Annotated in this window: 24 protein-coding genes and 1 pseudogene; 12 read left to right on the top strand and 13 right to left on the bottom strand. The window is 60.9% G+C overall.

The annotated features are described in order from the left end of the window. The 3 genes from HU762_RS23900 to HU762_RS23890 form a co-directional block, all read left to right on the top strand. On the top strand, nucleotides 1-1,153 hold a 1,153-nt coding region (locus HU762_RS23900; RefSeq protein WP_238340431.1), incomplete at its 5' end, for an RHS repeat-associated core domain-containing protein. Between the two features lie 14 nt (nucleotides 1,154-1,167). Next, nucleotides 1,168-1,566, top strand: a complete 399-nt coding sequence (locus tag HU762_RS23895) for a hypothetical protein (protein ID WP_346656881.1) — start codon at nucleotides 1,168-1,170, stop codon at nucleotides 1,564-1,566. Nucleotides 1,567-1,612: 46 nt separating this feature from the next. Further along, entirely contained in the window at nucleotides 1,613-2,011 is a 399-nt protein-coding gene (locus tag HU762_RS23890) for a hypothetical protein (RefSeq protein WP_186641109.1), read from the top strand. A gap of 174 nt (nucleotides 2,012-2,185) precedes the next feature. Here HU762_RS23890 and HU762_RS26810 read toward each other — a convergent pair. Further along, nucleotides 2,186-2,545: pseudogene (locus HU762_RS26810) on the bottom strand (DUF6124 family protein). Between the two features lie 418 nt (nucleotides 2,546-2,963). Between HU762_RS26810 and HU762_RS23885 the strand changes: the two are divergent. Continuing rightward, a complete protein-coding gene (locus HU762_RS23885) occupies nucleotides 2,964-3,200 on the top strand; it encodes a hypothetical protein (protein WP_045157348.1) in 237 nt (78 codons plus the stop codon). 14 nt (nucleotides 3,201-3,214) lie between these two features. Here the strand turns inward: HU762_RS23885 and HU762_RS23880 are convergent, their stop codons facing one another. Then, entirely contained in the window at nucleotides 3,215-3,673 is a 459-nt protein-coding gene (locus HU762_RS23880) for a GNAT family N-acetyltransferase (RefSeq protein WP_186641108.1), read from the bottom strand. Nucleotides 3,674-3,832: 159 nt separating this feature from the next. Here HU762_RS23880 and HU762_RS23875 point away from each other — a divergent pair, with 159 nt between their 5' ends. The 6 genes from HU762_RS23875 to HU762_RS23850 all read left to right on the top strand — a co-directional run bounded on the left by HU762_RS23875 (nucleotide 3,833) and on the right by HU762_RS23850 (nucleotide 9,695). Beyond that, nucleotides 3,833-4,456: a CDP-alcohol phosphatidyltransferase family protein gene (locus HU762_RS23875; RefSeq protein ID WP_186641107.1), complete on the top strand. Its 624-nt coding sequence runs from the start codon at nucleotides 3,833-3,835 to the stop codon at nucleotides 4,454-4,456. Nucleotides 4,457-4,466: 10 nt separating this feature from the next. Then, nucleotides 4,467-6,224, top strand: coding sequence for a bifunctional alpha/beta hydrolase/class I SAM-dependent methyltransferase (locus HU762_RS23870; RefSeq protein WP_186641106.1), 1,758 nt, complete (start codon nucleotides 4,467-4,469; stop codon nucleotides 6,222-6,224). Next, nucleotides 6,224-7,561, top strand: coding sequence for a phosphatase PAP2/dual specificity phosphatase family protein (locus HU762_RS23865; protein ID WP_186641105.1), 1,338 nt, complete (start codon nucleotides 6,224-6,226; stop codon nucleotides 7,559-7,561). Before HU762_RS23870 ends, HU762_RS23865 begins: the two co-directional genes overlap by 1 nt. Further along, a complete protein-coding gene (locus tag HU762_RS23860; protein ID WP_186641114.1) occupies nucleotides 7,558-8,022 on the top strand; it encodes a hypothetical protein in 465 nt (154 codons plus the stop codon). Before HU762_RS23865 ends, HU762_RS23860 begins: the two co-directional genes overlap by 4 nt. A gap of 118 nt (nucleotides 8,023-8,140) precedes the next feature. After that, entirely contained in the window at nucleotides 8,141-8,761 is a 621-nt protein-coding gene (locus tag HU762_RS23855; RefSeq protein ID WP_186641103.1) for a lysophospholipid acyltransferase family protein, read from the top strand. Between the two features lies 1 nt (nucleotide 8,762). Further along, nucleotides 8,763-9,695, top strand: coding sequence for a phosphatidate cytidylyltransferase (locus HU762_RS23850; protein ID WP_186641101.1), 933 nt, complete (start codon nucleotides 8,763-8,765; stop codon nucleotides 9,693-9,695). Nucleotides 9,696-9,837: 142 nt separating this feature from the next. Here HU762_RS23850 and cyoD read toward each other — a convergent pair whose 3' ends face one another. From cyoD to HU762_RS23820, 6 genes are all read right to left on the bottom strand, one after another. Then, on the bottom strand, nucleotides 9,838-10,167 hold the full coding sequence (gene cyoD / locus HU762_RS23845) for a cytochrome o ubiquinol oxidase subunit IV (RefSeq protein ID WP_186641099.1): 330 nt from the start codon (nucleotides 10,165-10,167) through the stop codon (nucleotides 9,838-9,840). Next, a complete protein-coding gene (cyoC, locus tag HU762_RS23840) occupies nucleotides 10,168-10,782 on the bottom strand; it encodes a cytochrome o ubiquinol oxidase subunit III (protein WP_186641097.1) in 615 nt (204 codons plus the stop codon). 3 nt (nucleotides 10,783-10,785) lie between these two features. Then, the gene (gene cyoB / locus HU762_RS23835) at nucleotides 10,786-12,759 is read right to left on the bottom strand and encodes a cytochrome o ubiquinol oxidase subunit I (protein WP_186641095.1); all 1,974 of its coding nucleotides are present in this window, start codon (nucleotides 12,757-12,759) and stop codon (nucleotides 10,786-10,788) included. 3 nt (nucleotides 12,760-12,762) lie between these two features. Then, nucleotides 12,763-13,695, bottom strand: coding sequence for a ubiquinol oxidase subunit II (cyoA, locus tag HU762_RS23830; RefSeq protein WP_186641093.1), 933 nt, complete (start codon nucleotides 13,693-13,695; stop codon nucleotides 12,763-12,765). 14 nt (nucleotides 13,696-13,709) lie between these two features. Then, complete coding sequence (locus tag HU762_RS23825; RefSeq protein WP_186641092.1) at nucleotides 13,710-13,952, bottom strand: DUF465 domain-containing protein; 243 nt, start codon at nucleotides 13,950-13,952, stop codon at nucleotides 13,710-13,712. A gap of 160 nt (nucleotides 13,953-14,112) precedes the next feature. Further along, a complete protein-coding gene (locus HU762_RS23820) occupies nucleotides 14,113-15,000 on the bottom strand; it encodes an MBL fold metallo-hydrolase (protein ID WP_186641090.1) in 888 nt (295 codons plus the stop codon). 222 nt (nucleotides 15,001-15,222) lie between these two features. Between HU762_RS23820 and HU762_RS23815 the strand changes: the two genes are divergently transcribed. Next, complete coding sequence (locus HU762_RS23815) at nucleotides 15,223-15,462, top strand: type II toxin-antitoxin system RelB/DinJ family antitoxin (RefSeq protein ID WP_186641088.1); 240 nt, start codon at nucleotides 15,223-15,225, stop codon at nucleotides 15,460-15,462. Further along, entirely contained in the window at nucleotides 15,452-15,745 is a 294-nt protein-coding gene (locus tag HU762_RS23810; protein WP_186641086.1) for a type II toxin-antitoxin system RelE/ParE family toxin, read from the top strand. The genes HU762_RS23815 and HU762_RS23810 overlap by 11 nt, the downstream gene beginning before the upstream one ends. Nucleotides 15,746-15,810: 65 nt before the next feature. Here HU762_RS23810 and HU762_RS23805 read toward each other — a convergent pair whose 3' ends face one another. From HU762_RS23805 to HU762_RS23785, 5 genes are read right to left on the bottom strand one after another with little or no spacing between them, the layout of a single operon-like run. Further along, nucleotides 15,811-16,644 (bottom strand): DUF2135 domain-containing protein, encoded by an 834-nt coding sequence (locus HU762_RS23805; RefSeq protein WP_186641084.1) that lies wholly within the window; start codon nucleotides 16,642-16,644, stop codon nucleotides 15,811-15,813. A gap of 3 nt (nucleotides 16,645-16,647) precedes the next feature. Beyond that, nucleotides 16,648-18,267 carry a DUF2300 domain-containing protein gene (locus tag HU762_RS23800; protein ID WP_186641082.1) on the bottom strand — a complete coding sequence of 540 codons (1,620 nt, stop codon included), beginning with the start codon at nucleotides 18,265-18,267 and terminating at the stop codon, nucleotides 16,648-16,650. 1 nt (nucleotide 18,268) lies between these two features. Next, the gene (locus HU762_RS23795; protein WP_186641112.1) at nucleotides 18,269-22,837 is read right to left on the bottom strand and encodes an alpha-2-macroglobulin; all 4,569 of its coding nucleotides are present in this window, start codon (nucleotides 22,835-22,837) and stop codon (nucleotides 18,269-18,271) included. Further along, nucleotides 22,834-23,481 (bottom strand): DUF1175 family protein, encoded by a 648-nt coding sequence (locus tag HU762_RS23790; protein WP_346656880.1) that lies wholly within the window; start codon nucleotides 23,479-23,481, stop codon nucleotides 22,834-22,836. The genes HU762_RS23795 and HU762_RS23790 overlap by 4 nt, the downstream gene beginning before the upstream one ends. Continuing rightward, nucleotides 23,478-25,187, bottom strand: coding sequence for a DUF2138 domain-containing protein (locus tag HU762_RS23785; protein WP_186641079.1), 1,710 nt, complete (start codon nucleotides 25,185-25,187; stop codon nucleotides 23,478-23,480). Before HU762_RS23785 ends, HU762_RS23790 begins: the two co-directional genes overlap by 4 nt. Nucleotides 25,188-25,200 lie beyond the last annotated feature (13 nt).

The following is a 25,200-nucleotide window of genomic DNA, read 5'->3' as shown; positions in this document are numbered from 1 at the left end:
CCAAGCCCCGGAACGCTTCGCCCACGACCCGGCCGGCAACCTGCTGATGCAGGACCGCCCCGGCCCGACCACCCTCAAGGGCAACCGCCTATTGATGGAGGGCGACCGCCATTACGACTACGACGCCTACGGCAACCTCGTCCGCGAACGCCGCGGCACGGCCCAATGCCTGGTCACCGAATACCGCTACGACAGCCAACACCGCCTCATCGGCGTCACCAGCCCGGACGGCAACGAAACGTCCTACCGCTACGACGCCTTCGGCCGACGCATCAGCAAGACCGTGGACGACCAGACCAGCGAATTTATCTGGCAAGGCGACCAGGTCATCGCCGAAAGCAGCGACCAGCACTACCAAAGCTACGTCTACGAGCCCGGCACCTTCCGCCCCCTCGCCCTGCTCGAAGGCGAAGGCCCAGAAAAAGCCACGCCGTTCTACTACCACCTCGACCACCTCGGCACGCCCCAGGAACTGACCAGTCATCAAGGCGAAGTGGTTTGGGCCGCGCGCTACAACGGCTACGGCAAACTTACCGAACTGCGCCACGGCGACGGCCCCCGACTGCATCAACCGCTACGTTTCCAAGGGCAATACCACGACCTGGAAAGCGGCCTGCATTACAACCGGCACCGGTACTACAATCCGGAGACGGGACGGTACCTGACGGCGGATCCGAGCAAGCTCAAGGGAGGGCTTAACGGGTATCGGTATACCCTGAACCCGACGGGGTGGGTGGATCCGTTGGGGTTGGACGACTGTCCGGGTGATGGATGTAAAAAGCCGGCGGTTGGAGAGCAGGATCCGGCGGCTAAGGTTGGGGTGGATGAGGAGTCTCCACCGCCTCCGGCCTCACCAACACCAGACAAATGGAGTCGAGATCCTAGAAGTATTCAGGATCAGATGACATTGCAGGCCGCAAAAGAACACCGCGGAAAAAGAATCATAAAGGGCCTTGACGATCCAAAATTCAAAGGAATGGAGAAATGGGAACTAAAGACAAAATCCAATAACAGAAACGATTCCGTAGTGCATTACGTTTGGGACCCGAGTACAGACGAAGTAATGGATTTTAAATTCAAAAAGCATAGCAATGACGACATAAAGCCTTGGGGCAATGATCCATCAGTACCACCCGGAGATATCAAGAAATGAAAGTTAGATGCATAGTGAACAATTTAAACAGCGACATGCTCTCACCAGAAACACTCAAACGTCTAAAACGCTACATATCTCTTCCGGATGGCGAACTGGATTTGGAAATAGGCAAAGAGTACGTCGCCTACGGCATTGAATTTTGGGATAACTGCCCTTGGTTATATCTATGTCCCGACGACTACGACGAATACCCTATCCCCGTCGCTGCGGATTTTTTTGAGATCACAGACAAACGCCTCTCAACCCACTGGCAGCTTAACTTCAAAGAAAGTAGCAATAGCGAAAATGAGACCCAATTGGTTTTCTCAGAATGGGCTAGTGACGAGTTATTTTACGAGAATCTTATCTCGGGCGACAAACACGCTGAGGCCATTTTCGACAAGTATAGAAAAATTATGGACGCAGAGTAGCTAGGACAGTTTACTGATGCGCACTTCCGGCAGGTAATCCCATAAAATGACCATCAAAAAAATAACTATTGAGCTTCACGGTAAAATCAATCACGCAACCCTTGAATACGATAGAGGAAATATAGCCCTGACAGTAAAAATTCCGGGCGAGCCAGAAAAAACATTCACAGACTTTGATTATTACATGTGTCTCGGCAAGGCAAGACAAGACTTCCCCCATGTTAAATTCCTGTGCAAGGGTTCGAAAATCAATGTATACCCTTCACGTATGTGCTCGCAAATGGCCAACGGATTAGTAGCTTACGAAGTTTCCTGGGGCAAAGCCGCAGGCAGAGAGAATATCGTTCAGATTTTTGATTACGAGGACAAGGATATAGTCACCGACATTAAAACTCAGTTTGATTATCACAAGCGATGGGTGCAATCTATAGGCGAAAACTTGTGACACCTACTTCTGATATATGATAGCTCAGCGTTCACTCTGCGAGAGCGTGACATCAAATTTTTAAGCTTTACAAAATTTCCGGCAATCATCATATATACGTGAAACTTCAATCGTAGAACTCTAGCCGCGTAAAAGATCTCGCCAAGAAGATCTTTTACGCGTAACGCTTTTCCTCTACCTCACCTCAACAATATCCAACACCCGATTCGCCAACAATTCACTCACCTCAATTACCTGCAAAATCCCCAACGCAATATGTCGCCTTGACCCATCCAGATCAAACGCCAAATCGCTAATCATTGCATTAGCCGAAGCCAGGTTCTCACTCAAATTCGCAAGCAAACACTCAGAATCGACGTCAGGATCGATACGAAAAATAGTGTTGGGCTTGTCGGACGTTTCGTTTTTGGGCTTAGGTTACAGATAGAAATCCAAAGCGCGAGTGGCAGCATCGTCGATTTTCTTGTTGCGAGCGGACTGTGCACGAGAGACGTGATCATCTGCCTCGGGAGGATTCGGAGTAACTTTTGCCATCGTCTTGCTTCCTGTCATTGGAGCCATCACCCGCTCGCTGCTAAACGATGGGAGGCAGCTGTACGCAGGTTAGCAGACCGGGGAAACAAGAAACCGGCGCGTCCGAGGACGCCCTGCGCACAGCTACCATCAAGTGCAGGATGGGGGAATCCTGACTGGATGACGCCTTGCACAACCTGTTTCACCACGAGCTGCTAAACCCGATCACTGATGAGCAGTGACAGGACTCAAGCTACCGACGCGGCCCCAGGCGCACAAGCCGGCGGATTCTGGCGTAGTTGTAGGCAAAGGCGCAAGACGATGTCGGCCAGCTATCGATGCTGCGGATTTCAGGACGACGGCTGTAAGAAAACGGAACCCAATCCCGGCACATCCCCTCAATTCTAAAGAGAGCAACCAAACCTCGGAGCCCGCCACCATGAACCACCCCACCCTCACCTTCGCCCAACTCCACCCCGGCGACCGCTTCACCCTCCCCGCCGACCACCGTCTGTTCACCAAGCTCACCGACAGCACCGCCCGTGAGCACAGCGTGCATTCCATCAACCTGAAGGAAGAAGGCTACGGTTACGCCGAAGACCCCATAAAAAACCTGCCCGGGGAAGCGCCGGTCGAGTATGTCCCGGTCGGCGGTCCGTTGCGGGCTGGAGGCTAGCGCGCATACCGCGATCACAAACACCGCGACATCAGCCACTGTTCCTTGCCCCAAGCCTCGAAGCGCTCCAGCACTTCCCAGCCAAGCTTGGCGTAGTAATCCCGTTGGCTGTGAGTGTGCAGGAACAAGGTATTGGACCCCGCCTCTTTCGCATGGCGACAGATACCTTCGATCAACTGCGCGGCCAGTCCCCTGCGTCGGGCATCCGGGTGGACGAACACGCAGGCCAGCCAAGGGCCGAGTTCGGGGCGCTCAGGCAGGTCGTCACTTGCCAGCGAGGCACCGCCCAATAGCTGATCGTGCTCCAAGGCGATCAGGCATTTCCACCGGCCATTACGCTGCCCCGCACAGAATTCTTCCTGCCAGCTGACAAGCGACTGGTGCGCGAATTCATAGCTGAACTCCCGATAAAGCCACTCGGCCATCAGGTTGCATTTATCCATGTGGTTGACGAGCCAATCTACTCGCAGCATGTGAACGGTCCTTATGCAGTCAATTTTCCAGCGCGAAGACCCATCCAGATGCCTACCCGCGCTCATTCCCAGCAAATACCCACCAGCAAAGCCCTAACCTATCGTAATCTCGCACCTGAACAAGCCCAGCTCCTGAATCCGGCCGAGATCTCATTCCAGATGCCTTCCATTTATCAACTCAAACCCGCCTTCCAGAATCTGCTCCGCCCCACCGTCCAGCGCCTTTACAACAACGGCGTCACCGCCAATCAGGTCACGCTCCTGGCCGGCATCGTGTCCGTGTTGGTGGGAGCGGTGGTTGCCTGGTTCGCCAACCATCCTTGGATTTTCGTCCTGGTGCCGGTCTGGATGTTCCTGCGCATGGCATTGAATGCGGTGGATGGCATGCTGGCGCGGGAGTTTGGCCAGCAATCGCATCTGGGCGCCTACCTGAATGAGCTATGCGATATCATCGCCGACGCCGCCCTGATCCTGCCTTTTGCCTTGTTTGCCGATACCAGTCTTCTGCTCGTGTTGTTGGTCGCGCTGTTGGCGTTGTTCAGCGAATACGCCGGCGTGCTGGGGGCGATGGTCGGGGCTTCGAGGCGCTATGACGGGCCGATGGGCAAGAGTGATCGCGCCTTTGTATTCGGTGTGCTGGCGACCGGTATTGCCCTGGGTTGGCTCGGGGCGCTCTGGGTGAATGGTGTGATGGCGGTGGTTGCCGCCCTGCTGGTTTATACCTTGGTCAATCGGGTCCGTCATGGCCTGAGCCAAGTGTCGGAAAACGCCCCCTCAGCATAAGGAAGTTGCAATGCGCGAAGCCCAGGAATTGACGTTCACCACCCATGATGGCGTGGAGTTGTTCTACCGGCACTGGCCGGCTCTCGACACTGTTGCGGGTGAACCCCGTCAGGCGGTGTTGTTGTTTCATCGTGGTCATGAACACTCCGGGCGCATTGCGCACCTGGTGGATGAACTGGATTTGCCCGGGTTCGAGTTTTTCGCCTGGGACGCGCGCGGCCATGGCCAGTCGCCGGGCGCTCGCGGCGACAGCCCGAGTTTCGCCACCAGTGCGCGGGATGTGCAGACGTTCTGCGATCACATCGGCGCCACGCATCAGATCGACGAACAGAACATCGCCGTGGTGGCGCAAAGCGTCGGCGCGGTGATCGCGTCCACTTGGGTCCACGACTACGCGCCGCGCATTCGCTCGCTGGTGCTGGCGTCGCCGGCTTTCAAGGTCAAGCTCTACGTGCCGTTTGCCCGTCCGGGCCTGGCGCTGATGCGCAAGTTTCGTGGCAATTTTTTCGTCAACAGTTACGTCAAGGCCAAGTTCCTCAGCCATGACCCGGAGCGCGTGGCGTCCTACGACAGCGACCCGTTGATCACCAAGGCGATTTCGGTAAACGTGCTGCTGGGCCTGTACGAAGCGGCCGACCGGGTTGTCGCCGATGCCCAGGCGATCCAGGTGCCGACGCAGCTGTTGATCTCCGGTTCCGACTTCGTCGTGCATCGCAAACCCCAGGAACAGTTCTTCGAGCGACTGGGCAGCCTGCACAAGGAAAAGCACATCCTGCCGGGGTTCTTCCACGACACCCTCGGTGAGAAGAATCGCGCACCGGCCATTGCCAGCGCCCGCCGTTTCATCCTGCAAAATTTTGCCCGCCCGCTGGACCGCCCTTCCCTGCTGGATGCCGATCGCCTGGGCGTGACCTGCGCCGAAGCGGAAACCCTGGCCACGCCGCTGCCGCACAATTCGCTGCGTGACCTTTACTGGCGCATGACCCGCGCCAGCATGCGCTTTGGCAGCAAGTTGTCGGCTGGCGTGAAGTTGGGTTTCGACACCGGGTTCGACTCCGGTAGCACCCTGGATTACGTCTACCGCAATCGCCCCACCGGCACTTCGGCGCTGGGCAAAGTCATCGATCAGAACTACCTGAACTCCATCGGCTGGCGCGGCATTCGCCAGCGCAAATTGCACGTCGAGGAGTTGCTGCGCCTGGCCATGGGCAAGTTGCGCGAGCAGGACCGCGAGGTGCGCATCGTCGACATCGCCGCCGGCCATGGCCGTTACATTCTTGAAGCGCTGCAAGGCGTCAGTCCGCTGCCGGAATCGATCCTGCTGCGCGACTACAGCGACATCAACGTGCGCGACGGCAGTGCGCTGATTGTTGAAAAAGGCCTGGGTGACATTGCGCAGTTCGTCAAAGGCGATGCCTTCGATCGTCAGGACCTGGCGACGCTGGAGCCCAAGCCGACCCTGGCCGTGGTGTCCGGCTTGTACGAATTGTTTGCCGACAACCAGATGGTCGGCGCTTCCCTCGCCGGTCTGGCCGAAGCCGTTGAGCCTGGCGGATTCCTGGTCTACACCGGCCAGCCATGGCACCCGCAACTGGAATTGATCGCCCGCGCCCTGACCAGCCACCGCGCCGGCCAGGCCTGGGTGATGCGCCGACGTACGCAAGCGGAAATGGATCAACTGGTTGAGGCGGCGGGTTTCCGCAAGATCACCCTGCGGGTCGATGAGTGGGGCATCTTCAGCGTTTCCCTGGCCCAGCGAGTGCAGTAATGAGCGCCGTCATTGCTCCGGCCCGCGAACCGGCACTGCTGAAACCGGCGGTGCTCTGGCTGCTGTTGCTGGCGCCGCTGTTCTTCAGCACCTACGGCTTCGCCACCTGGATCACGTCCCAGCGCGACGACGTTGGCAGCCTGGTGTTCGCGTGGGAAAGCCATATGCCGTTCATGGCGTGGACCATCGTGCCGTACTGGTCGATTGATCTGCTGTACGGCCTGTCCCTGCTGCTGCCCAACAGCCGCGACGAACTCAAGCGCCACGCCTTGCGCCTGCTCACGGCCCAGGTGATTGCGGTCAGTTGTTTCCTGCTCTGGCCGCTGACGTTTACCTTCCCACGGCCAGAAATGGATGGTGTGTTCGGCTGGATGTTCGACGTGCTGGCGGGCTTCGACAAGCCGTTCAACCAAGCACCGTCGCTGCACATCGCGCTGCTGGTGGTGCTTTGGGTCTGCTATCAACGCCACCTGCAAGGTATTTGGCGCTGGTTGATGCACGGCTGGTTCGCCTTGATTGGCGTGTCGGTGCTGACCACGTATCAACACCACTTTGTCGACGTGCCCACGGGCGCATTGGCCGGTTGGTTGTGCGTGTGGTTGTGGCCGCTGGACCGACCGAGTCCGCTGCGAAGTGTCCAGCTGACGAACGACCCCACCCGCCGGAAACTGGCCTTGCGTTATGGCCTGGGCGCCGTGGCGTTTTTCACCTTGGCGTTTGCTTTCGGTGGCACGTGGCTCTGGTTGATCTGGCCGGCGGTGGCGGTGCTCATGGTCGCGCTGAACTACCTGGTGTTCGGCGCGAGCGGGTTCCAGAAGCGTGAAGATGGCCGGTTGAGCCCGGCGGTGCGTTGGTTGTTGGCGCCCTACCTGGCGGCGGCCTGGATCAATTCCCGCGTGTGGACGCGCAAGCATCCGCAGCCGGATCAGGTGGCGGATGACGTCTGGCTCGGGCGAATTCCTACGTCGGCGACGCTTAAAAGCAGCCCGTTTACTGGCGTGCTCGACCTCTGCGCCGAGTTGTCGATGGACAGTACGGCAATCGCCTATCGCAGCTTGCCGGTGCTCGACCTGACGGCACCGACGGCCGAGCAGTGCCTGAATGCCGCGCAGACCATCGAAAGCCTGCGTCAGCGCGGGCCGGTGCTGGTCTGCTGCGCCCTGGGGTATTCGCGCAGTGCCACCGCCGTGGCGGCGTGGTTGCTGGACAGCGGTCGCGCCGAGAGTGTCGACGCGGCCATCGCCCAGATTCGCCAAGCCCGGCCGGGCATCGTGTTGTACCCGGCCCATCGCCAGGCGTTGGAACAACTATCCAAGGGATTCGGGGCATGGTCATGAGCAGCGACATGGAACTGCACACCGTGGCGAGCCTGTTGCGGCGCGGTCAGTCACTGGACCAGTTTTCCACCGGCTTGACCCTGTTGGCGGCACTGATCGGCCTGGGTCAATGGCTGGTGGGTAGCATCGATCCGTGGCTATTGCTGCTGAGCTTCGGCGTGTTCGTCCTCGGCATGCAGGAAAAATATCTGGCGTTTCGCGTGGCGTTCGATGCCGATCTGTTTCAGATCGTCGCGGATGCCGGCAAACCGCTGACCGAACGCACCCAGGCGCTGGACACGGCCCTGGCCAATCTCGGCCTGCAACCGGTCGAGCGCGGCGGGCGGTCATGGCCCGAGCGCAGCCATGGTTCGATGCGACTGCTTCGCCGCCAAGCCTGGGTGGTGGCTATTCAGGCGCTGTTGACGGTGAGCTTCGTCCTGGCGAGTCCCTGGCTGGTTTTCTCGGGTCTGGGTGTTTAATACAGGCCTCTTGGGGCTGCTGCGCAGCCCAGCGGGAGCAAGCTCCCTCGCCACAGTTATCGGTGCCGGCCAGTAAACGTTGTGCAGATACTTATGTTTCTCAGGACAAGGAATCCTCATGTTCGAACCCGTGGTCGCCAATCTCATCACCTCCGCCGCGCGCATGGTCACCGGCGCTCGCAGCCTGTGGCTCGGCTGCGCGCCGACGCCGGTGCAGCGGATCTACTTCGCCAACCACAGCAGCCACGGCGACTTCGTGCTGCTCTGGGCCTCGCTGCCACCGGCGCTGCGCAAGCTCACTCGCCCGGTTGCCGGGGCCGATTATTGGCAAACCAGCCCGATGCGTCGCTACATCATCAACCGGGTGTTCAACGGCGTGCTGGTGGATCGTGAGCGCAAGGATCCGTCCTACAGCCCCTTGCAGCCGATGCTCGAAGCACTGGAAAACGGCGACTCGCTGATCATCTTCCCGGAGGGCACGCGCAATCCAGAGGAAGGCCTGCTGCCGTTCAAGAGTGGGATCTACCACTTGATGAAAAGCCACCCCGAGGTCGAAGTGATCCCGGTGTGGATCGCCAACCTCAACCGCGTCATGCCCAAGGGCCGGGTGCTGCCGCTGCCGCTGCTGTGCACCACCAGTTTCGGTGCGCCGCTGCGCATCGAGGACGGCGAAAGCAAAGAGCAATTTCTTGAACGCAGCCGCGCCGCACTGCTGGCGCTGGCCCCGGAGCACGTCTGACATGGATCGATATACCTTGATGTTGTTTGGCGGGATCGGCGCGATTCTGCTGCTGGCTTCGCTGGTCGGTTTCATTCTCAAGCTGCGGACAAAAGGCGCGCCGAACTCGGTCATCGAGAACCTCAACGCCCGGATCAATGCCTGGTGGATCATGGTGCTGGTGATCGGCATCGCGTTCTGGCTCGGCAACGCGGCGGTGATCCTGTTGTTCTACGCGGTATCGTTCTACGCCCTGCGGGAATTCCTTACGCTCACGCCCACGCGGCGCAGTGACTACCCGGCCCTGGTAGCGGCGTTCTACCTGGCGTTGCCGCTGCAATACCTGCTGATCTACTTCGACTGGTACGGGCTGTTTTCGATTTTCATCCCGGTGTACGTGTTCCTGCTGCTGCCGATCCTCGCGTCCTTGGGCGGCGACAGCACGCACTTCCTCGAGCGCGCTTCCAAGGTGCAATGGGGGCTGATGATCGCGGTGTTCTGCATCTCCTTCGTGCCAGCCTTATTGACCTTGGACATTGTTGGTTTCGAAGGGCGCAACCTACTGCTGATCGCCTACCTGGTGATCGTGGTGCAGCTGTCGGATGTGTTGCAGTACGTCTGCGGCAAGTTGTTCGGCAAGCACAAGATCGCGCCGAACCTGTCGCCGTCGAAAACCGTCGAGGGCTTTGTCGGCGGGATTTTCCTGGCCTCGCTGATTGGTGGCGCGTTGTGGTGGATCACGCCGTTCAACCCGTGGCAGTCGTTCCTCATCGCTTTGCTGATCAACCTGCTGGGCTTTGCTGGCGGCATCGTCATGTCGGCGATCAAGCGCGACCGCGGCGTCAAGGATTGGGGGCACATGATCGAAGGCCACGGCGGCATGCTCGACCGGTTGGACTCGGTGTGCTTCGCCGCGCCGATCTTCTTTCATCTGGTTCGGTATTGGTGGACGTGAAATAAACCTGTGAGGCTGAAGAGGTTTCTGTGGCGAGGGAGCTTGCTCCCGCTGGGCTGCGCAGCAGACCCAAAATCTTAGGGCCGCTGCGCGACCCAGCGGGAGCAAGCTCCCTCGCCACAAAGGCAGCTCGCAGGGCGATTTAGTGCGCCAACATGTTGTGATGCACGCTGTACATGATCCACAGCGACAGCCCCACCAACAGCGCAATCACCACCGTCGAGAACACCAGCGCCGTCAGGTTCCAGCGTTGTTGCGGTGAGAAGTCGAGGTGCAGGAAATAGATCAGGTGCACGACGATCTGGATCACTGCAAATACCGCCACGATCCCGGCCGTCATTGATTTGGGCAGCGTGGGATACATCACCAGCGCGAACGGAATGACGGTGAGGATGACCGACAGAACGAACCCGGTGAGGTAGGACTTTGCGCTGCCGTGGCTGGCATCGACGCTGCTCTGAAGATTGCTCATCTACATCACTCCAAACAGATAGACCACGGTAAACACACAGATCCACACCACGTCGAGGAAGTGCCAGAACAGGCTCAGGCACCCCATGCGGGTGGCGTTGACGGTGGTCAAACCGTTGCGTTGCACTTGGAACATCACCACGGCCATCCAGATCAGGCCGGTGGTGACGTGCAGGCCGTGAGTGCCCACCAGCGTGAAGAAGCCGGTGAGGAACGCGCTGCGGTTGGGGCCGTAGCCTTCGGCGATGAGTTTGTGGAACTCATGGACTTCCATGCCGATGAACGCCAGGCCGAGAACGAACGTCAGGCCGAGCCAGGCCAATACCTTTTGCTTTTGGCCGGCGCTCAGGGCGAGCATGGCGAAGCCGTAGGTAATGCTGCTGAACAGCAGGATGAACGTTTCCGTCAGCACGTAGGACAATTCGAAAATGTCGGCGGAGCCAGGGCCGCCGGCGACGCTCTGACCGAGTACCGCATAGGTCGCAAACAGCGTTGCGAACAAAATGCAGTCGGTCATCATGTAGACCCAGAAGCCGAACAGGGTCATGGAGCTGGCGTCCGAGTGCCCGTGTTCGGATTCCGGTGCCGTGGCGTTTGGCTGGACGAGATTGGACATGGATCAAGCCTCCGCCAATGCCTTGATGCGTTGATTTTCGATCCGCGCCACCTCTTCGGCGGGTACGTAGTAATCGATGTCGTCATCGGCGCTGCGCCAGATCACGCCACCGATGGTTGCGACCAGCCCGACGATGGCCAGCCACCAGATATGCCAGACCAGGGCGAAACACATGATCAGGCTGAACAGGCTGATGACCAGTCCCATCGCCGTGTTGCGCGGCATGTGGATGCTCTGGAAATCGGCTTCGACGACGGTTCTCTGGCCGCGCTCCTTCATGCCCCAGTAGGCGTCGATGCCCTCCACCACCGGTTGCTGGGCGAAGTTGTAGAACGGCGGCGGCGAGGCGGTGGACCACTCCAGCGTGCGGCCGTCCCACGGGTCGCCCGTGAGGTCGCGGTTCTGGTGGCGCTGGCGGATGCTGAAGTAGAACTGCAGGATCTGGCAGACCACGCCGCAGAGAATGATGCCGACGCCGAACAACTCCGCCAGCAACCATGGCTCCCATTCGGGCACGTTGAAATGGTTCAAGCGCCGGGTCATGCCCATGAAGCCAAGGAAGTAGGACGGCATGAAGGCGAAGTAGAAACCGATGATCCAGCACCAGAACGCTGCCCGCCCCAGACCATCATGAAGCTTGAAGCCAAAGGCCTTGGGGAACCAATACGTCAGGCCGCACAGGTAGCCAAACACGGCGCCGCCGATGATCACGTTATGGAAGTGGGCGATCAGGAACAGGCTGTTGTGCAGCAGGAAATCCGCCCCGGGCACCGCCAGCAGCACGCCGGTCATGCCGCCGATGCTGAAGGTGACGATAAAGCCGACCGTCCACAGCATCGGCGTTTCAAAGCGCACCCGCCCGCGGTACATGGTGAATAGCCACGTGAAGATCTTCACCCCGGTGGGCACGGCGATGATCATGGTCATGATGCCGAAGAACGCGTTGACGTTCGCCCCCGAGCCCATGGTGAAGAAGTGGTGCACCCAGACGATGAACGACAGGATCGTGATCGCAATCGTCGCCCAGACCAGCGAGTGATAGCCGAACAGGCGCTTGCGGCTGAAAGTGGACGCCACCTCGGAGAAGATACCGAACGCCGGCAGGATCAGGATGTACACCTCCGGGTGGCCCCAGGCCCAGATGAGGTTGACGTACATCATCGGGTTGCCGCCCAGCTCGTTGGTGAAAAAGTGCATGTCCAGGTAACGGTCGAGGCTGAGCATGAACAGCGTCGCAGTGAGGATCGGGAACGACGCGAGGATCAGCACCGCCGTGCACAGCACCGTCCAGGTGAACACCGGCATGCGGAAAAGGGTCATGCCCGGTGTACGCATTTTGAGGATGGTGACGAAGAAATTCACCCCAGTGAGCAACGTCCCGACGCCGGATATCTGCAATGACCAGATGTAGTAGTCCACCCCGACCCCGGGGCTATAGGACAAGCCCGATAACGGCGGGTACGCGACCCAACCGGTACGCGCGAATTCACCGATCGCCAGGGAGATGTTCACCAGCATCGCACCGGCGACGAACAGCCAGAAACTCAACGCATTGAGGAACGGGAACGCCACGTCCCGAGCGCCGATCTGCAAGGGCACGACGATGTTCATCAAGCCCACCACCAACGGCATCGCCATGAAGAAAATCATGATCACGCCGTGGGCGGTGAAGATCTGGTCGTAGTGCTCCGGTGGCAGATAGCCGGGCGAGCCGTCGGACGCCATGGCCTGTTGCGTGCGCATCATGATCGCGTCGGAGAAACCGCGCAGCAACATCACCAGCGCCACGACGATGTACATCACGCCGATGCGCTTGTGGTCCACCGAGGTAAACCACTCTTTCCACAGGTAGGTCCATTTGCGGTAATAGGTAATGGCGCCCATGCCGGCCAAGGCCACCAGGCCCACCACCGCAAGGGTCCACATGATGATCGGCTCATCCGTCGGGATCGCCTCTAGCGTCAGTTTTCCAAACATGCCTTACTCCTGCGCTTTCCGTTGAGCCCCGACGGGAGGCTCGATGCTGCCCTGCATGTCGTGCATGCGATGCTCGACTTCACGGGAACGGTTCATGCCTTCGTATTTATCGATGATGCTCTGGAACAAGTCCGGCTGGATCGACGCGTAATGTTCCACCGGATGCTTGACCGTGGGCCGGGCGAGTTGGGCGTAGCTGTCCTTGTCCAGGCGCTTGTGCCCCGCCCGCACATCGGCGACCCACTTGTCGAAGCCCGCAGCATCGGTGGCCAGGGTCTGGAAGTGCATGTCAGAGAAACCCGGCCCGTTGTAATTGGCGGCGATGCCCCGGTATTCCCCGGCCTCGTTGGCGATCAGGTGCAACTGCGTCTGCATGCCGGCCATGGCATAGATTTGCCCGCCGAGGGCCGGGACGAAAAACGAGGTCATGGCGCCGTCGGACGTCACCTTGAAGTTCACCGGTGTATCCAATGGCATGGCCAGTTCGTTGACCGAAGCGATGCCCAGTTCCGGATAGATGAACACCCATTTCCAGTCTGCCGCGATGACCTGCACCACGATCGGTTTCACGTCCGAGTCCAACGGCCGGTACGGGTCCAGGGCATGGGTCGACTTCCAGGTCACCACGCCCAGGATGATGATGATCACCAACGGAACGCCCCAGACCACCGTTTCGATCTTGCGCGAGTGGGCCCACTCCGGCGTGTACTTGGCCTTTTCGTTGGAGGCGCGGTATTTCACTGCGAAAACGAACGTCATGACGATGACCGGTACCACCACCAGCAACATCAATAACGTCGAGAGGATGATCAAGTTGCGCTGGTCAACGCCGACCTGTCCCTTGGGATTGAACAACACCATGTCGCAACCACCGAGCAACAGCATCCCGCCGACCAGCAACAACCTTATCAAGTAACAAGGCAGTCGAGTTCGCATGTCTGACGCTTCGCTTATTGAGTGTTTGCCAGTTGCTGACTGATCTTGTCTTTGATCGCCAGGCGCTGTTCCTTGAGTCTGCGGATGTCGTCATCCTCGACGTTGCCCGCCGAAATTGATTCGGCTGCCAACACTTGGTTATCCACGTCCGTGTATTCATCGAGCAGGCGATCAAGCTCCGGGTCTTGTTGACGACGTTGTTGAACCGCCTCTTTGCTGCAATTCAAATCCTGATAAAGATCGTGAGAAGCAGGCATGGCCTTCTCCTTAAGCAGTGATATTGGGGTACACGATTTTTAGAATTGCCCCCCACGGCTAAGTTGAAAGAAACATCTGGAAACGGTGACGAACGGCAGCGCTGACAAAAAAAGCCCACGAGACGTGGGCAAAGGGAAAGCTGTTTCAGGTTGGATCGGGTCAGGAAGACTGTCTGCCCGCTGCCGAGGGCATGGCCGTGGAGTCCACCCGGACCGTGCGAGCCTGGAGGGTGGCGCGCTCCCACTCCCTGGCGTCGTGGCTGCAAAAAATCTCGACGTGCCCGTCCTGGGTCCGTGCCAACTCCCGCAGGCGATTCTGATTGCGGATTCGTGCCGGGCGGTGGGTGTCCATCATGTACTGATAGAACTTCAGGCCCGCAGGACAGTGGCGCTCGGGTCGATGCACTTCATCGTGAAAAAAATACGCGTCGCCGGCGTGCAGCATCCAGCCATTGGCGGTGCGCAGGGCAATCCCGGCGTGGCCGGCGGTGTGGCCTTGGAGCGGCACCAGGAAAATATCCTCTTCTTCGGCGCCGACCAGCGCGCGCACCGAGTCAAAACCAAACCAGGTGTCGCCTTCGGTATTGTAGAACTCCCAACTGTCGACGCCTTGCCATTGCCGCGCCTGGAACCGTCGCCGACTGATCCAGCCGTCAGCGGAACGCGCCGCCGCCATCTCGTCACGCATGACATGCACCCGGGCCTGGGGAAAATCCTGGAGCCCGCCGGCATGATCGAAATCCAGGTGCGTCAGCAGGATATGTCGCACGTCATTGGCATCGAAGCCCAGGCGCCGCACTTGTTCCAAAGCCGTGAGGCGATGCTCGAACTTGATGTTGTTGAACACGCGAAAAAAACGACTCAGCCGCTCGGGCGTCTGCACATCCCGCTGGCCGAAACCGGTGTCTACCAGGACCAAGCCGTTGGTGTCGGTTTCAATCAGCAGGCAATGGCACACCAGGCACGCGGTCAGCCCTCGACTGTAGCCATCGAACAGCGCACCACCCACCGGGCACATGCAACCGCAGTTCAAATGATGGATGCGCATGGCTGGCCTCCTTTCCCGGGCAGGGCTTTTGTTGCAGGTTTTTAACGGACTCTGTGGAATCGACTGGCGGGAAGTTGAGGGAATTCCGAGAAGGCGACGGGCGGGCCGCTATTCTTGCGATAGGGCGACTCGTCTGGAAATAGCGGGAGCAGCAACGCCAAGCTTGCCGGATAGAAGAGACACTTGTAACGTAACGCCAAACGTCATTACAGGTATTACCCCATGGCTTCCATCAATATTCGCATCGATGACGATCTCAAGCAGCGGTCGTTTGCCGAGCTGGAAAAGCTCGGCGTTACACCTTCTGAGCTGCTACGCCAAACACTCCAGTACGTGGCGGAGCGAGGCAAGCTGCCTTTCAAAGCTGCGCTACTCAGCGAGGAAGATGAGGCGCTCATTGCCGTTGTGACGGAGCGTCTCGCTAACCCTCAAAGGGTTAAGGTAAGCCTGGATGACCTATAGCCTGGAGTTTGATCGACGTGCCCTGAAGGAGTGGAACAAGCTAGGCGATACATTACGACAGCAGTTCAAAAAGAAGCTTCTCGAAATACTTGAAAACCCTCGCGTCGAAGCCAATCGACTCCGACAACTCCCGGACTGCTACAAATTGAAACTGCGCAGCGCTGGGTATCGCTTGATCTATCAGGTTATCGACCAAGAAGTCGTGGTATTCGTAGTTGCGATAGGTAAGCGTGAGCGAGAGGCAGCTTATCAAGATGCGCAGGAGCGTATCTCATCCAACTGATCACCTCTCACCACGGTGGAAAACTCTGCCGACTAACTCTGCATCCACTGCTGTTCGGGGCGGGCTCAGGGGTAGCTGAAGCTCTTGACCAACGTCAGTTCCCCGACCGCGCGCATCGGCACCACGAACGTTTCCATCTTCTCGCTCGGCGTGCCCTCTTCCGTGATGACGGTGACTTGGGCCGTGGTCAGGGCTTGTTGCGCCTGCTCCACTTGTTCGCCGTCGCCCTCTTCGTCCTCGTCACTGCGATAACCGCCGCCGTAGTAATTCACGTACACCAGGTACTGGCCTTTGATAGGCGCGGGCATGGCGAAGATTTCCGGGCCATAGCCGGTGGTGACGTCGACATCGAGCGCGGCGCCGTTGGCCACGGCGCGGTCGCCGTACCAGATGTGGGCGCCGTCGGGAGTGACGAGGTGCAGGTCGAGGTCGGTGCCGTCGCTGTCCCAGGTCAGCAGGACCCGCAGCTTGGCCGGGGTGGCGCCGCCGCTGGTGTTGAGGAATTGCGTGCGGTGGCGCTGCTGGCCGTCGGCGCTGCGCACTTCAACGCTGTTGCTGCCGTTGGGGAATGAGAACGGGCGGTCGAAACGGCCTTCTTCATCCACTTTCAGCGGCAGGCTGACGCCGTTGACGATGAGCTGGCCCGGCGCGCTGCTGTCCTTGGGTGCTCCTTTGATCTGGCCGCTGATGCGGGCCGTGTCGGCCTGGCCCGCAGGCGTGTTGACCGACGAGGCCGGGTAGTTGACGGTCTGGCTGAAGCTTTCGCCCTCGCCGCCCGGCGCACCGCTGCGCCAGCCGCCGACGGGAGTGTCGAGCTTGATGGAGTCGGCGGCCATGGCCGGTGGCAACGCGGTCAGGGCGCAGAGCAACAGCAAGACCTGTGGATAACGGAGTGTCATGGTCTATTCCAGCAAGAGGTGACGGGCAAGCCCTTCGATATAGGTTTCGTCCTGGCCGTTGGGATGAGCTTCAAAGGCCAGGTGCAGGTATTCATGTGTGAGGTCGAGACGGTCTTGCAGCGTCAGTACGCCGCGCACATAAATGCGCTGGCGCTCGCGGTCAACGTAAGGCCGGCCGAAGGCAACGCGGCAGACGGCGAAAGCGCTGATTTCGTTGTAGCCCACTTCGCTTTCCAGCCGCTCACGCCAGCCCCGTCGCTGTTTCAGCAGCCATTCCTGGGCGGCGGGCAGCGCTTCGCAGGACGCCACCGGATTGTCCCAGCGGCTAAGGCTGGCACGCGGGTAAGCGTGTAGCAGGATGGCGTCATAACGCTGGCCGCCGTTGGCCTGCTCGACGGCTTGGGCCCAGGACAATTTGTCCGGGCCGGCCTGGTCGGAGTGGTAAGTGATATCGGTGCCGGCCAGCACCAGGTCGCTGGTCCAAGCCGCAATGGCACGGGTTTCAGGCGCTGCCGGACGCGGCGCGACGCGCTGGCGATGACTGCTGTCGTCGATGCTCAGGCAATCGCCATTGCGCTGGGCGTTTTGCAGCAGGTAGGTGCGGATCGCCACGGCCAACGCCTTGGCGGCTTCGACGGGCTCGGCCTTGGCTTCGCGTTGCAAGACCCGAGCGACGTATTCCTCCCGATCCAGGCGCGCCACCAGCTTGCCGGGCATCAGGAACAGCTCGCCATCGCTGTGGATGTCCAGTTGATTACCATTGGTGAACTCGACGCGATAGTCGCCCCGCAGTTGACCCACCGTGGCCGGGCGATCGCCGGACATCACCCGTTGCAAGGGATAGCGGGCAAACAGGTCGACCTCCACGCAACGCCCGGTTTCCGCCGGCCAGCGGGATGGCAAGGCCGTGGCCAGGCCACCGCCATAGTTCTTCAGGATTTGCTGGCTGGTGCCGCGGCCACCGGCCCAAACCGGCGTACCGTCAACCAGCCAACCGGCGAAACCGCCCTGTCGCGACGCAGGTCCCTGGTCGCCCAGCCAACTCCAGGTCTTGACCCGCAAACGCCCGCCCAACTGGCCGACCACTCGCCCGTCTGCCGCGCCAAGCACGACGTCGAGTAACACCCGGCGGGCTTGATCCTGGGCCGGCAGCGTGGCCAGCGCCTTGAGCAATTGCGCGACAGGCACTTGGGTTTGCGGCTGCAAGGCCGGCAAGTCCAACAACCAATTCGGTGCTTGGCGGACCTGCCAGTAATCACGCCAGCCCGCGGCCGAAAGCCCGAGGCGTTGCGGTTCGAAATACAAGCCGCAGGACTTCACCAGCGCCTGGTCGCGGCCAATGCTCTTTCCGGCGGTGCAGCAATAGACTTCCTCTTTCGATTCACCGCGACATTCATACACCGGCTCGCGGGCATCGGTGTCCACCAGCCAGGCGTAGACGAAGAGTTTCCACAGACTGCCCAGCGGCGCTTGCAACGAATCGGGCAGTGGCTGGCGGTCCAGCACTTGAGTCTGGCTCACTCGCAGCAGTTCGCCGTCGAAGGCCAGGCGCAACGGTTCCTCCTGCGCTGTTGCCAGCGCAGGAATCAAGCACAGCCACCACCAGCCCCACCGCTTGCGCATGTCAGTCGACCGTGACCTGACCGAGGGCCGGTTTCTGCTCCCGAGCCTGGTTCTGTGGCGCGTAGACCTGAGTGAAACGTACCGGCGGCACGCTGAACTGGCCCTTCTGGGAGAAGCGCACCAAGTGTCGCAAGCGCAGCTCGCCACTGAGGGCATCCACCGGCACCGCGTAGGCCATCTGGCCCGGCTCGAAACGAGCCTTTTCCAGGGACGTCGGCTCACTGTCGGCTTTGCCCATCAACTGAATGCCCCACGTGGTGCGTTCCACATCGGCGCCCGGCGGCAGCGGCACTTCGAGCATGCCGTAGCGCAGCGGGGTCGGGGCCTTGCTGTTGATGATCACTTCATCCAGATAGAGGCTGTCACTGGACAACGGTTTGTTGCCCACCGCTTCGAGCTTGAAGGTGAAGGCCTCGTCGCCCGGCACCAGGCGCGACAGGCGTCGGGTGATGGACACGGCCATCGGCGCCAAGGGCGCTTGCTGGCTCTGGAAGCTCAACGCCGCTTGCAATGGACGCTCCTGGGCGCCGGTCAGGGTCAGCATCGTTGGAAGCTGCGCGCCCTGCCACTGCCAGTAGGTTTCACCGGTCGCGCCTTGCTTGGCTGCCCAGCCTTCGCCCGGCGCCAGGGCCGCGGCCGGAGCCGCCTGCTCGATACTGCGTTGCAACCAGGTCAGGGCCAGGGCTCGTTCAAGGGTGGATTGCTGTGGCAGCACGCGTTCCAACAATGCAGTTGCGCGCGTCTGGTCGAAGCTCTGCAACGACAAGAGCAAGGCCTCGACAAACGGTTGCGAGCTGAGCTCCAACTGCTGTTGCGCGGCGTCTGCCTGGCGACTGAAGGCCGCTGGCAATGGCACTTTCGCCTGTTTGGCCAGCGATGCCGTCAGGACACGGGCGCTGGCCAGGCCAAGGGCTGAATCCGGCGCGTACATGACCAGGCTGTCTTCACCGCTGTCCAGCACGCTCTCGGTGCTGTCTTCGCTGGCCTTCGCCAGATCATCCATCAAGCCACTGAGCAAGGTGTTCACCGGCAGTTGCATCTGCTTGGCGAACGACAGGATCAGCGCACGTTGCAACAGCGGCGTATCGCCGGCCTGCTTGGCGTAGACCTCAAGCACTCGCTGCCAGTGTTCCGGCGGCAGGCTCAGGTCCAGCGCCTGGCTGGCGTGCCAGTCGGCGTAATAGGCATAGGCGGTGAGAAATGCATCCGGCTCACCGTCCTGGCCCCACCAGGTAAAGCTCGCCGAGGGGCCGGCCATTTGCACCAGGCGCAGGCGGCTGTTCTGCAGGATCAACCGCAAGCGGTCGCGGATCTGCGGGTTCGACGCCAGGGTCGGGTAGGCGATGCTCAACGGCAACAGGCGACTGGCGGTCTGCTCGACGCCGCCGTACGGGTAGCTCAGCAGGTCATCGAGGGCCGAACGGAACAGCGCTTGCGGGCTGTCATCCAGGCGCAGGCGAATATCGCTGGCGTCGGCCGGCAGGGTCAGCGGGGTGTCGCCGCTGGCCACGTCAAGGCGCTGGCTCTGGGTGACTTGCCAGCCGTTGCCGCTGGCGTTCAAGTGCATGGCCAGGGCGTCCTGGGTTTCGCCGTTCAATTGCAACTGCACGGTCAAGTCGCCATTGCTCAGCTCCATGGCAGGCAACGCCACGTAGTTGATGCCGCTTTTCAGGTCCGCGACGACGCGCTGTTCGGCGCCGGCGTAACGGATCAGCAGCTCGGCTTTCAGCGGTTTTTCCGATTGGCTGAAGACGAACAGGCCCAGTTGCGGCTTGTCGCCCACGCGGAAACGGGTCGGGCCGCTCCACTTCAGGTACAGCGGTTTTTCCGAGGCGATGAACTGCTTCTTCTGGCCCACTTGGCCGTCGTCGGCGATCGCCTTGGCGGTGATGCGCCAGCGAGTCAGCGAGTCCGGCATCTTGAAGGTGAAGCGGGCCTTGCCGTTGGCGTCGGTGACCAGCTCCGGTTGCCATGCGGCGGTGTCGACGTCTTCACGACGCGGCCGTTCCAGCACCTTGACCCCGCGCTCGCTGCGGTTGGCCTTGCCCGGCGCGCCGGGGCTGCCCGGCAGCGCTACGTCGTAGCTGATGAACGACAGGCTGGCGCTGGTGCGCACGTTGTTACGACGCGGGTGATAGAAGAACTGGTCGATGGTCGGCGCGACTTCCGGTTGCAGCGCGTAGACCATTTCATCGACCACGCTGACGGTCAGGTGCGCCGGGATCGCCTTGCCGGCGAACTGGGTACCCAGGTCCACGGTCACGGTGTCGCCCGGCCGGTAGGTGGCTTTATCGGTGGTGATGGCCACGTCGATCTGCGGCGCAACGACCTTGATGCCGGCGTTCTGGAAGCTGTACTGGCCGCCCTTGGTGTACAGCACGGAGAAGGTCAGGTTCGGCGCAAAATTATCTTTCACGGCAATGCGCGCGCGGTACTGGGTATCGCTGAGCTTTTCCATCTTCAGCCAGTCGGCGCCCTTGGTCAGCAGGGCGGTGGCCTCGACTTTGTCCCGCTCCAGGGACAGCAGCGCGTCGCTGACCGGCTCGGGGAAGGTGATCAGCGCCAGCGCTTCGTCACCCGTGTGGTATTCGGGCTTGTCGAAGACGATCTCGACCGTGCCCGGTACCGCCTTGATCCCTTCGCCGGTCACCGCATGGGCCGCGGCGCCGATGACCCGGCCGTGGTCGTCCTTGAGTGTCAGGTTGTAGGTGCCGGGACGGTCAAACGTAAGCGTGAAGCCCTTGTCCTTGGCGGCGAGTTTGCCCTCGCCAGTGGTCTGGTCTTCCAAACGTACCCAGGCATAGCTGCCCGGCGTCACGGCTTTGCTCTGCTCGCTGGCGCCTTCATTGGCGTAGCTGAACGACACTTTCTGGCCGGCGGCGCTGAACCGCTGGGGGGCGCTCAGGCGGAAATTCGCCGCGCCACGGTCGATGAGGATTTCCTTGGTGGTCTTGACCCGATACGCCGCGCCATCGCTGGCGAACACCGTGAGGGTATAGCGGCTCGGTTTGTCGGCGGCTGGCAGGTCGAGGGTCGCATTGCCCTTGCCGTCGGTGGTCACTTCGCTGCTGGTCAGTTCAACCGGGAATTGCCCCAGGTATTGCAGCTCGTTATCGACCATCGACAGTTGCTGGGCGCGCAGGCTCAGGCTGACCTTGGCATTCGCCACCGGCTTGCCGTCGGGGTAAAGCAACACGAGGTTGCCTTTGACCGGCTCACCGGTGCGGTAATCCTGCTTGGCGAGGTTCAGGGCGATCTCGAAGTGCGGCTTGATGTATTCAGCCACGCGGAAGGCGCTGCTGTAGAGCTGGTCCTTGTAGCGCAAGCGCAATTCATAACCACCGGCCACGGCGTTTTCCGGCAGTTGGAAACGGCCCTGGGCGCCGGCCTTGGAGTCCAGCTTCAAGGCCAGGGTTTGCAACGCGGTGCCGGTGGCGTCGAGCACGCTGACGTTGACGTCGGCGGCGGTCGGTTGCACCGATTCACGGGCGTTCTTGAACTCGCGTCCGACGATTTTCAGCGACACCCAATCCCCCGGCCGGTACAGCGGCCGGTCGGTGAAGGCGTAGAGCTTGGTGTCGTAGATTTCGCTGTCGTAGTAAAAGTTTTCCGAGACAAACACCCCGCCCTCTTCGTCTTCACCGATGACGAACGAACGCTCCGGGCTGACGTGCTTGAGGCGCAGCAGGCCATCTTCATCGGTGGCTCCGCTGCTCATCACGCCCAGGCCGTCGGTCCACAGTACGTTGACCTTGGGCACCGAACGCCCTTCATGCTTGCGCGCGGCCCAGACCAACAGCTCGTCACCGGCAATCTTGCTCACGGCCACGGTGTTGGAGACGAAGACCATGGTGGTCGCGCGATATTTACCGATCAGCGCTTCCACCAGGTACAGGCCCGGCTTCAACTGACCCAGCGGCACATAGACATTGCCCGGCGCGACGCTGACGAAGTCGCTGGACGAACCGGCCAGGTTGACGCCGGCTGGCGGCTGGATCGGCTTGGCCTGCCACAGCGGGTAACGGAACTGGCTGACCACCGGCAAACCGGGGATCAAGGCGAATTGCGCTGGTGCGTCGTACGGTGTCGGCGCAACCAGGGCATTGCCGATCTTCAGTTCCGGCACTTCTTCGGTGACCTGCTGGCGGGACTCGTAGGAGAACGCCCGTTGCATCACTCGACGAGACTTGCGGTACCAGTTGTCCCACAGGTACGCGAGTGTGTTGGACAGGCCTTCACCCTTGAACTGGCCGTCGCTGACCACGCGGTGCAGGTTCTTCTGGCGCTTGAGGAAGTCCAGCGGCTTTTCGATGCGATAGACGCGGATATCGGCGCCGCCGTAGGGCTCCATGCGGAACCGGCGGTAATCGCGACCCGGCGCTTCGAGACGGACCATCGCCTGCTCGTCGCTGGCAAAGCTGCTGTCGGCCAGCAGGAAGAAGCTTTCACCGGACACCGGCGTGTAGCCGCTGGGCTCCACGCTGTCCTCGGCATTCACCAGGGGGGCCAGCAACAAGGCAAACAGCAGGGGCAGTTTCGAACACAAGCGCAGCATGCGGGCACCGGTCATTGGGTGAGAAAGTTGAGTCGATAGACGCCGATGAAGTTGGGGTTGGCTGCGTCGGGTATCCATCGGGTGTCCTTCCAGTTCATGAGTTGTTGCAGGCTTGCGGAGCGCATGCCGTTGTCAGTTGGGGTAGCGGTGCCGGTGTGATAGGCGATGTAGCGGCCCATCCAGATCATCAGGTGCTGGTCGTCGCCCTGATCGAAGAACATCAAGTCGCCGGGCCGGGCCTGGGTGACATCGCGACCCACCAGGCGGCTGTTGAACTGGATCAGCTTGATCGCGTTGACATAGGGCCCGACCTTGCCGCCACCCTGCTGCCATTGCTGGGCGAGGCGTCGCTGCGCATCGCTCAGGGGCAACTCCGGCGGCAGGTAGCGATTGGACAAGCCATTACTGCGCAGCCATTTGTCATCGTGGACCTTCAGCGCTTCGTTGGCGGCGAAGCGCACCAGGCCAGCACAATCCTGCTGATACCAGCGCGGGCTCGGGCCTTTGGTCAGTTGCTCTTGGGCGATGCGCACGAACCAGGCGCGAAAGACCTGGGATTGCTGGGCGTCCAGCGGCGGCGCCTCGACGGCAAGCGCAGGCCCGCCGAGCAGCAACGCCAGTAGCAACGCCAACGCCGGGTTGCGGATCAGTGCTGTCACAGCGCTTTCCATTCCAGCGGCAGCCACTGCCAATGGCCGTCCGGCTCGCTGCCTTCAGGCAACGTCAGGGCGTATTTGCCGTAGCCGCCGAGGGTGCGCAGTTTCGGGATCAGGTAGGTTTGCGCAGCGTTGTAGAACACCGGCTCCATGTCCTGGGGCAAGCTGTCGAGGGTTTCGCGCTGCATCAGTTGCGCCATGGAATCGGGGCCGAAGTAGATCGGCATCAGCACGTCCTTGGGCACGACGTCGGCCATGGGCGGGAAGCGTTTGTCGAGGGTGCCGAGGGCCTTGTCCACCAGTTTGTCATCGAGGGAGAACAGCAACGTCGAGCCGTGGCGCGCCAGGCTCACGCGCATGAACGCCTTGCCGGTGATGGACTCAGGTTGCGCGGCGTCCTTGGCCAGGTAAGGGCCGAAGTTGGAACTGACCTGGCGCTGCCAATGGTGGGTCGAGCCTTCTTGCTTCTCGACCACCGGGAACGCGTGCTCGGCAACATTGTTTTCGTAGGCGCCCACCATCGAACCGAACAGGTTGCCCAGGTCGGCGTCGAGCTTACCGTCGTCGTCATTCAAACTTGCCACCAGCAGCGGCGTGTACAGGCGCGAATCGGCGTACCAGCACAGGCCCGCCGAGCCGGCCATGTGGTCGACCATGGCCTGGGCGGCCTTGTCGTCGGCGCCGAGTTTAACCAGCAGCGGCTTCTGTTGCTCCGCCGCCAGCGGCAGGGCGACACAGGCGCTGGCGCCCATGGGCATGGCTTGCCAGATTGGCTTGAAGTCGAAGTCCGGCTGGTTTTCCAACTCGTCCATGGCCAGGAAGCTGCGCCAACCCTTGTCGTCCATGTCGAAACGCAACCCGGCGAAGTTCGGGATGAAACGCTGGTAGCCCATGGCAAGCACGCTGGCATTGACCGAGATGCGTTGCTTGGTCTCAGGCGCCTTGGGCGGCAGGCCAAAAGCTTCGGGGAAAAGTTTTTCACCGGCCAGCAAGGCCTCGATGGCCTGGGTCGAGACCATGCCGGGTTCATCGGTGGGGCCATTGCCCTTGTCGTAAAGCTTGGTCGGGTTGGACAGCACGACGAGCTTGTCGCCATGGGAGGCGAAGACCAGGGATTTGCTGGCGTTATAACTGAGCTGGTACAGCGCGACTTCATCGCCGCCCACTTTCAAGTCGCCGAGCTTGCTCAACTGGGTGTCGTCCAAGGCGACTTTCGCCAACGGCTCCAGCACCTTGGCCAGGCCGCCGCGATCCATCACCAACAGGAAATCCTTGAGCCGACCGTCCGCACCGCGCCACAGCGCCACGTCCGCCGGTTGGTCGAAAAGCGCCTCGATCAGGCTGTCCTGCAGCTTGAGGTCATGCTCGTAGATGATCCGGCGCAGGCTGCCGATCAACCCGAGGCGGTCGGCGTGGGCTTCGTAATAGAAGACGAAATCCTCGGTGAGCGTGGCCTTGAGGAACGGCACTGCCAGCAAGTCCTTGGGCAACTGGCTCAGGGAATGCGCTTCGAGCAAACCGTCGGGGCGGCTCACGCCGAGCTTTTCCAGTGCCAGCTCCATGGGCGGCGCCTTGGGCTTGGTCATGAACCAGCCCAACCCGGCGGCCACACCGGCGACCAGGCACAGCCCGATCAGTATCGCCGGCCAGCGGCGCACAGGTTTGGCGACAGGTGTCGGCGTGGTCGGGGAAGCAGTGTCGTCGCTCATATTCACTAGGGCC

Source organism: Pseudomonas sp. SWRI92 (assembly GCF_014268685.1).
Taxonomy (GTDB): Bacteria; Pseudomonadota; Gammaproteobacteria; order Pseudomonadales; family Pseudomonadaceae; genus Aquipseudomonas; species Aquipseudomonas marvdashtae.
The sequence above is the reverse complement of the archived record's forward strand: the minus strand, read 5'-3'. Positions and strand labels throughout refer to the sequence as shown.

Coding starts and splice junctions, on each gene's coding strand:
- HU762_RS23850 (WP_186641101.1), top strand. CDS start 8,763: ATGGATCGATATACCTTGATGTTGTTTGGCGGGATCGGCGCGATTCTG.
- HU762_RS23860 (WP_186641114.1), top strand. CDS start 7,558: ATGAGCAGCGACATGGAACTGCACACCGTGGCGAGCCTGTTGCGGCGC.
- HU762_RS23805 (WP_186641084.1), bottom strand. CDS start 16,644: ATGACACTCCGTTATCCACAGGTCTTGCTGTTGCTCTGCGCCCTGACC.
- HU762_RS23815 (WP_186641088.1), top strand. CDS start 15,223: ATGGCTTCCATCAATATTCGCATCGATGACGATCTCAAGCAGCGGTCG.
- HU762_RS23825 (WP_186641092.1), bottom strand. CDS start 13,952: ATGCCTGCTTCTCACGATCTTTATCAGGATTTGAATTGCAGCAAAGAG.
- HU762_RS23865 (WP_186641105.1), top strand. CDS start 6,224: ATGAGCGCCGTCATTGCTCCGGCCCGCGAACCGGCACTGCTGAAACCG.
- HU762_RS23820 (WP_186641090.1), bottom strand. CDS start 15,000: ATGCGCATCCATCATTTGAACTGCGGTTGCATGTGCCCGGTGGGTGGT.
- HU762_RS23880 (WP_186641108.1), bottom strand. CDS start 3,673: ATGCTGCGAGTAGATTGGCTCGTCAACCACATGGATAAATGCAACCTG.
- cyoC (WP_186641097.1), bottom strand. CDS start 10,782: ATGTCCAATCTCGTCCAGCCAAACGCCACGGCACCGGAATCCGAACAC.
- HU762_RS23890 (WP_186641109.1), top strand. CDS start 1,613: ATGACCATCAAAAAAATAACTATTGAGCTTCACGGTAAAATCAATCAC.
- HU762_RS23855 (WP_186641103.1), top strand. CDS start 8,141: ATGTTCGAACCCGTGGTCGCCAATCTCATCACCTCCGCCGCGCGCATG.
- HU762_RS23800 (WP_186641082.1), bottom strand. CDS start 18,267: ATGCGCAAGCGGTGGGGCTGGTGGTGGCTGTGCTTGATTCCTGCGCTG.
- HU762_RS23795 (WP_186641112.1), bottom strand. CDS start 22,837: ATGACCGGTGCCCGCATGCTGCGCTTGTGTTCGAAACTGCCCCTGCTG.
- cyoD (WP_186641099.1), bottom strand. CDS start 10,167: ATGAGCAATCTTCAGAGCAGCGTCGATGCCAGCCACGGCAGCGCAAAG.
- HU762_RS23875 (WP_186641107.1), top strand. CDS start 3,833: ATGCCTTCCATTTATCAACTCAAACCCGCCTTCCAGAATCTGCTCCGC.
- cyoB (WP_186641095.1), bottom strand. CDS start 12,759: ATGTTTGGAAAACTGACGCTAGAGGCGATCCCGACGGATGAGCCGATC.
- HU762_RS23810 (WP_186641086.1), top strand. CDS start 15,452: ATGACCTATAGCCTGGAGTTTGATCGACGTGCCCTGAAGGAGTGGAAC.
- HU762_RS23885 (WP_045157348.1), top strand. CDS start 2,964: ATGAACCACCCCACCCTCACCTTCGCCCAACTCCACCCCGGCGACCGC.
- HU762_RS23870 (WP_186641106.1), top strand. CDS start 4,467: ATGCGCGAAGCCCAGGAATTGACGTTCACCACCCATGATGGCGTGGAG.
- HU762_RS23785 (WP_186641079.1), bottom strand. CDS start 25,187: ATGAGCGACGACACTGCTTCCCCGACCACGCCGACACCTGTCGCCAAA.
- cyoA (WP_186641093.1), bottom strand. CDS start 13,695: ATGCGAACTCGACTGCCTTGTTACTTGATAAGGTTGTTGCTGGTCGGC.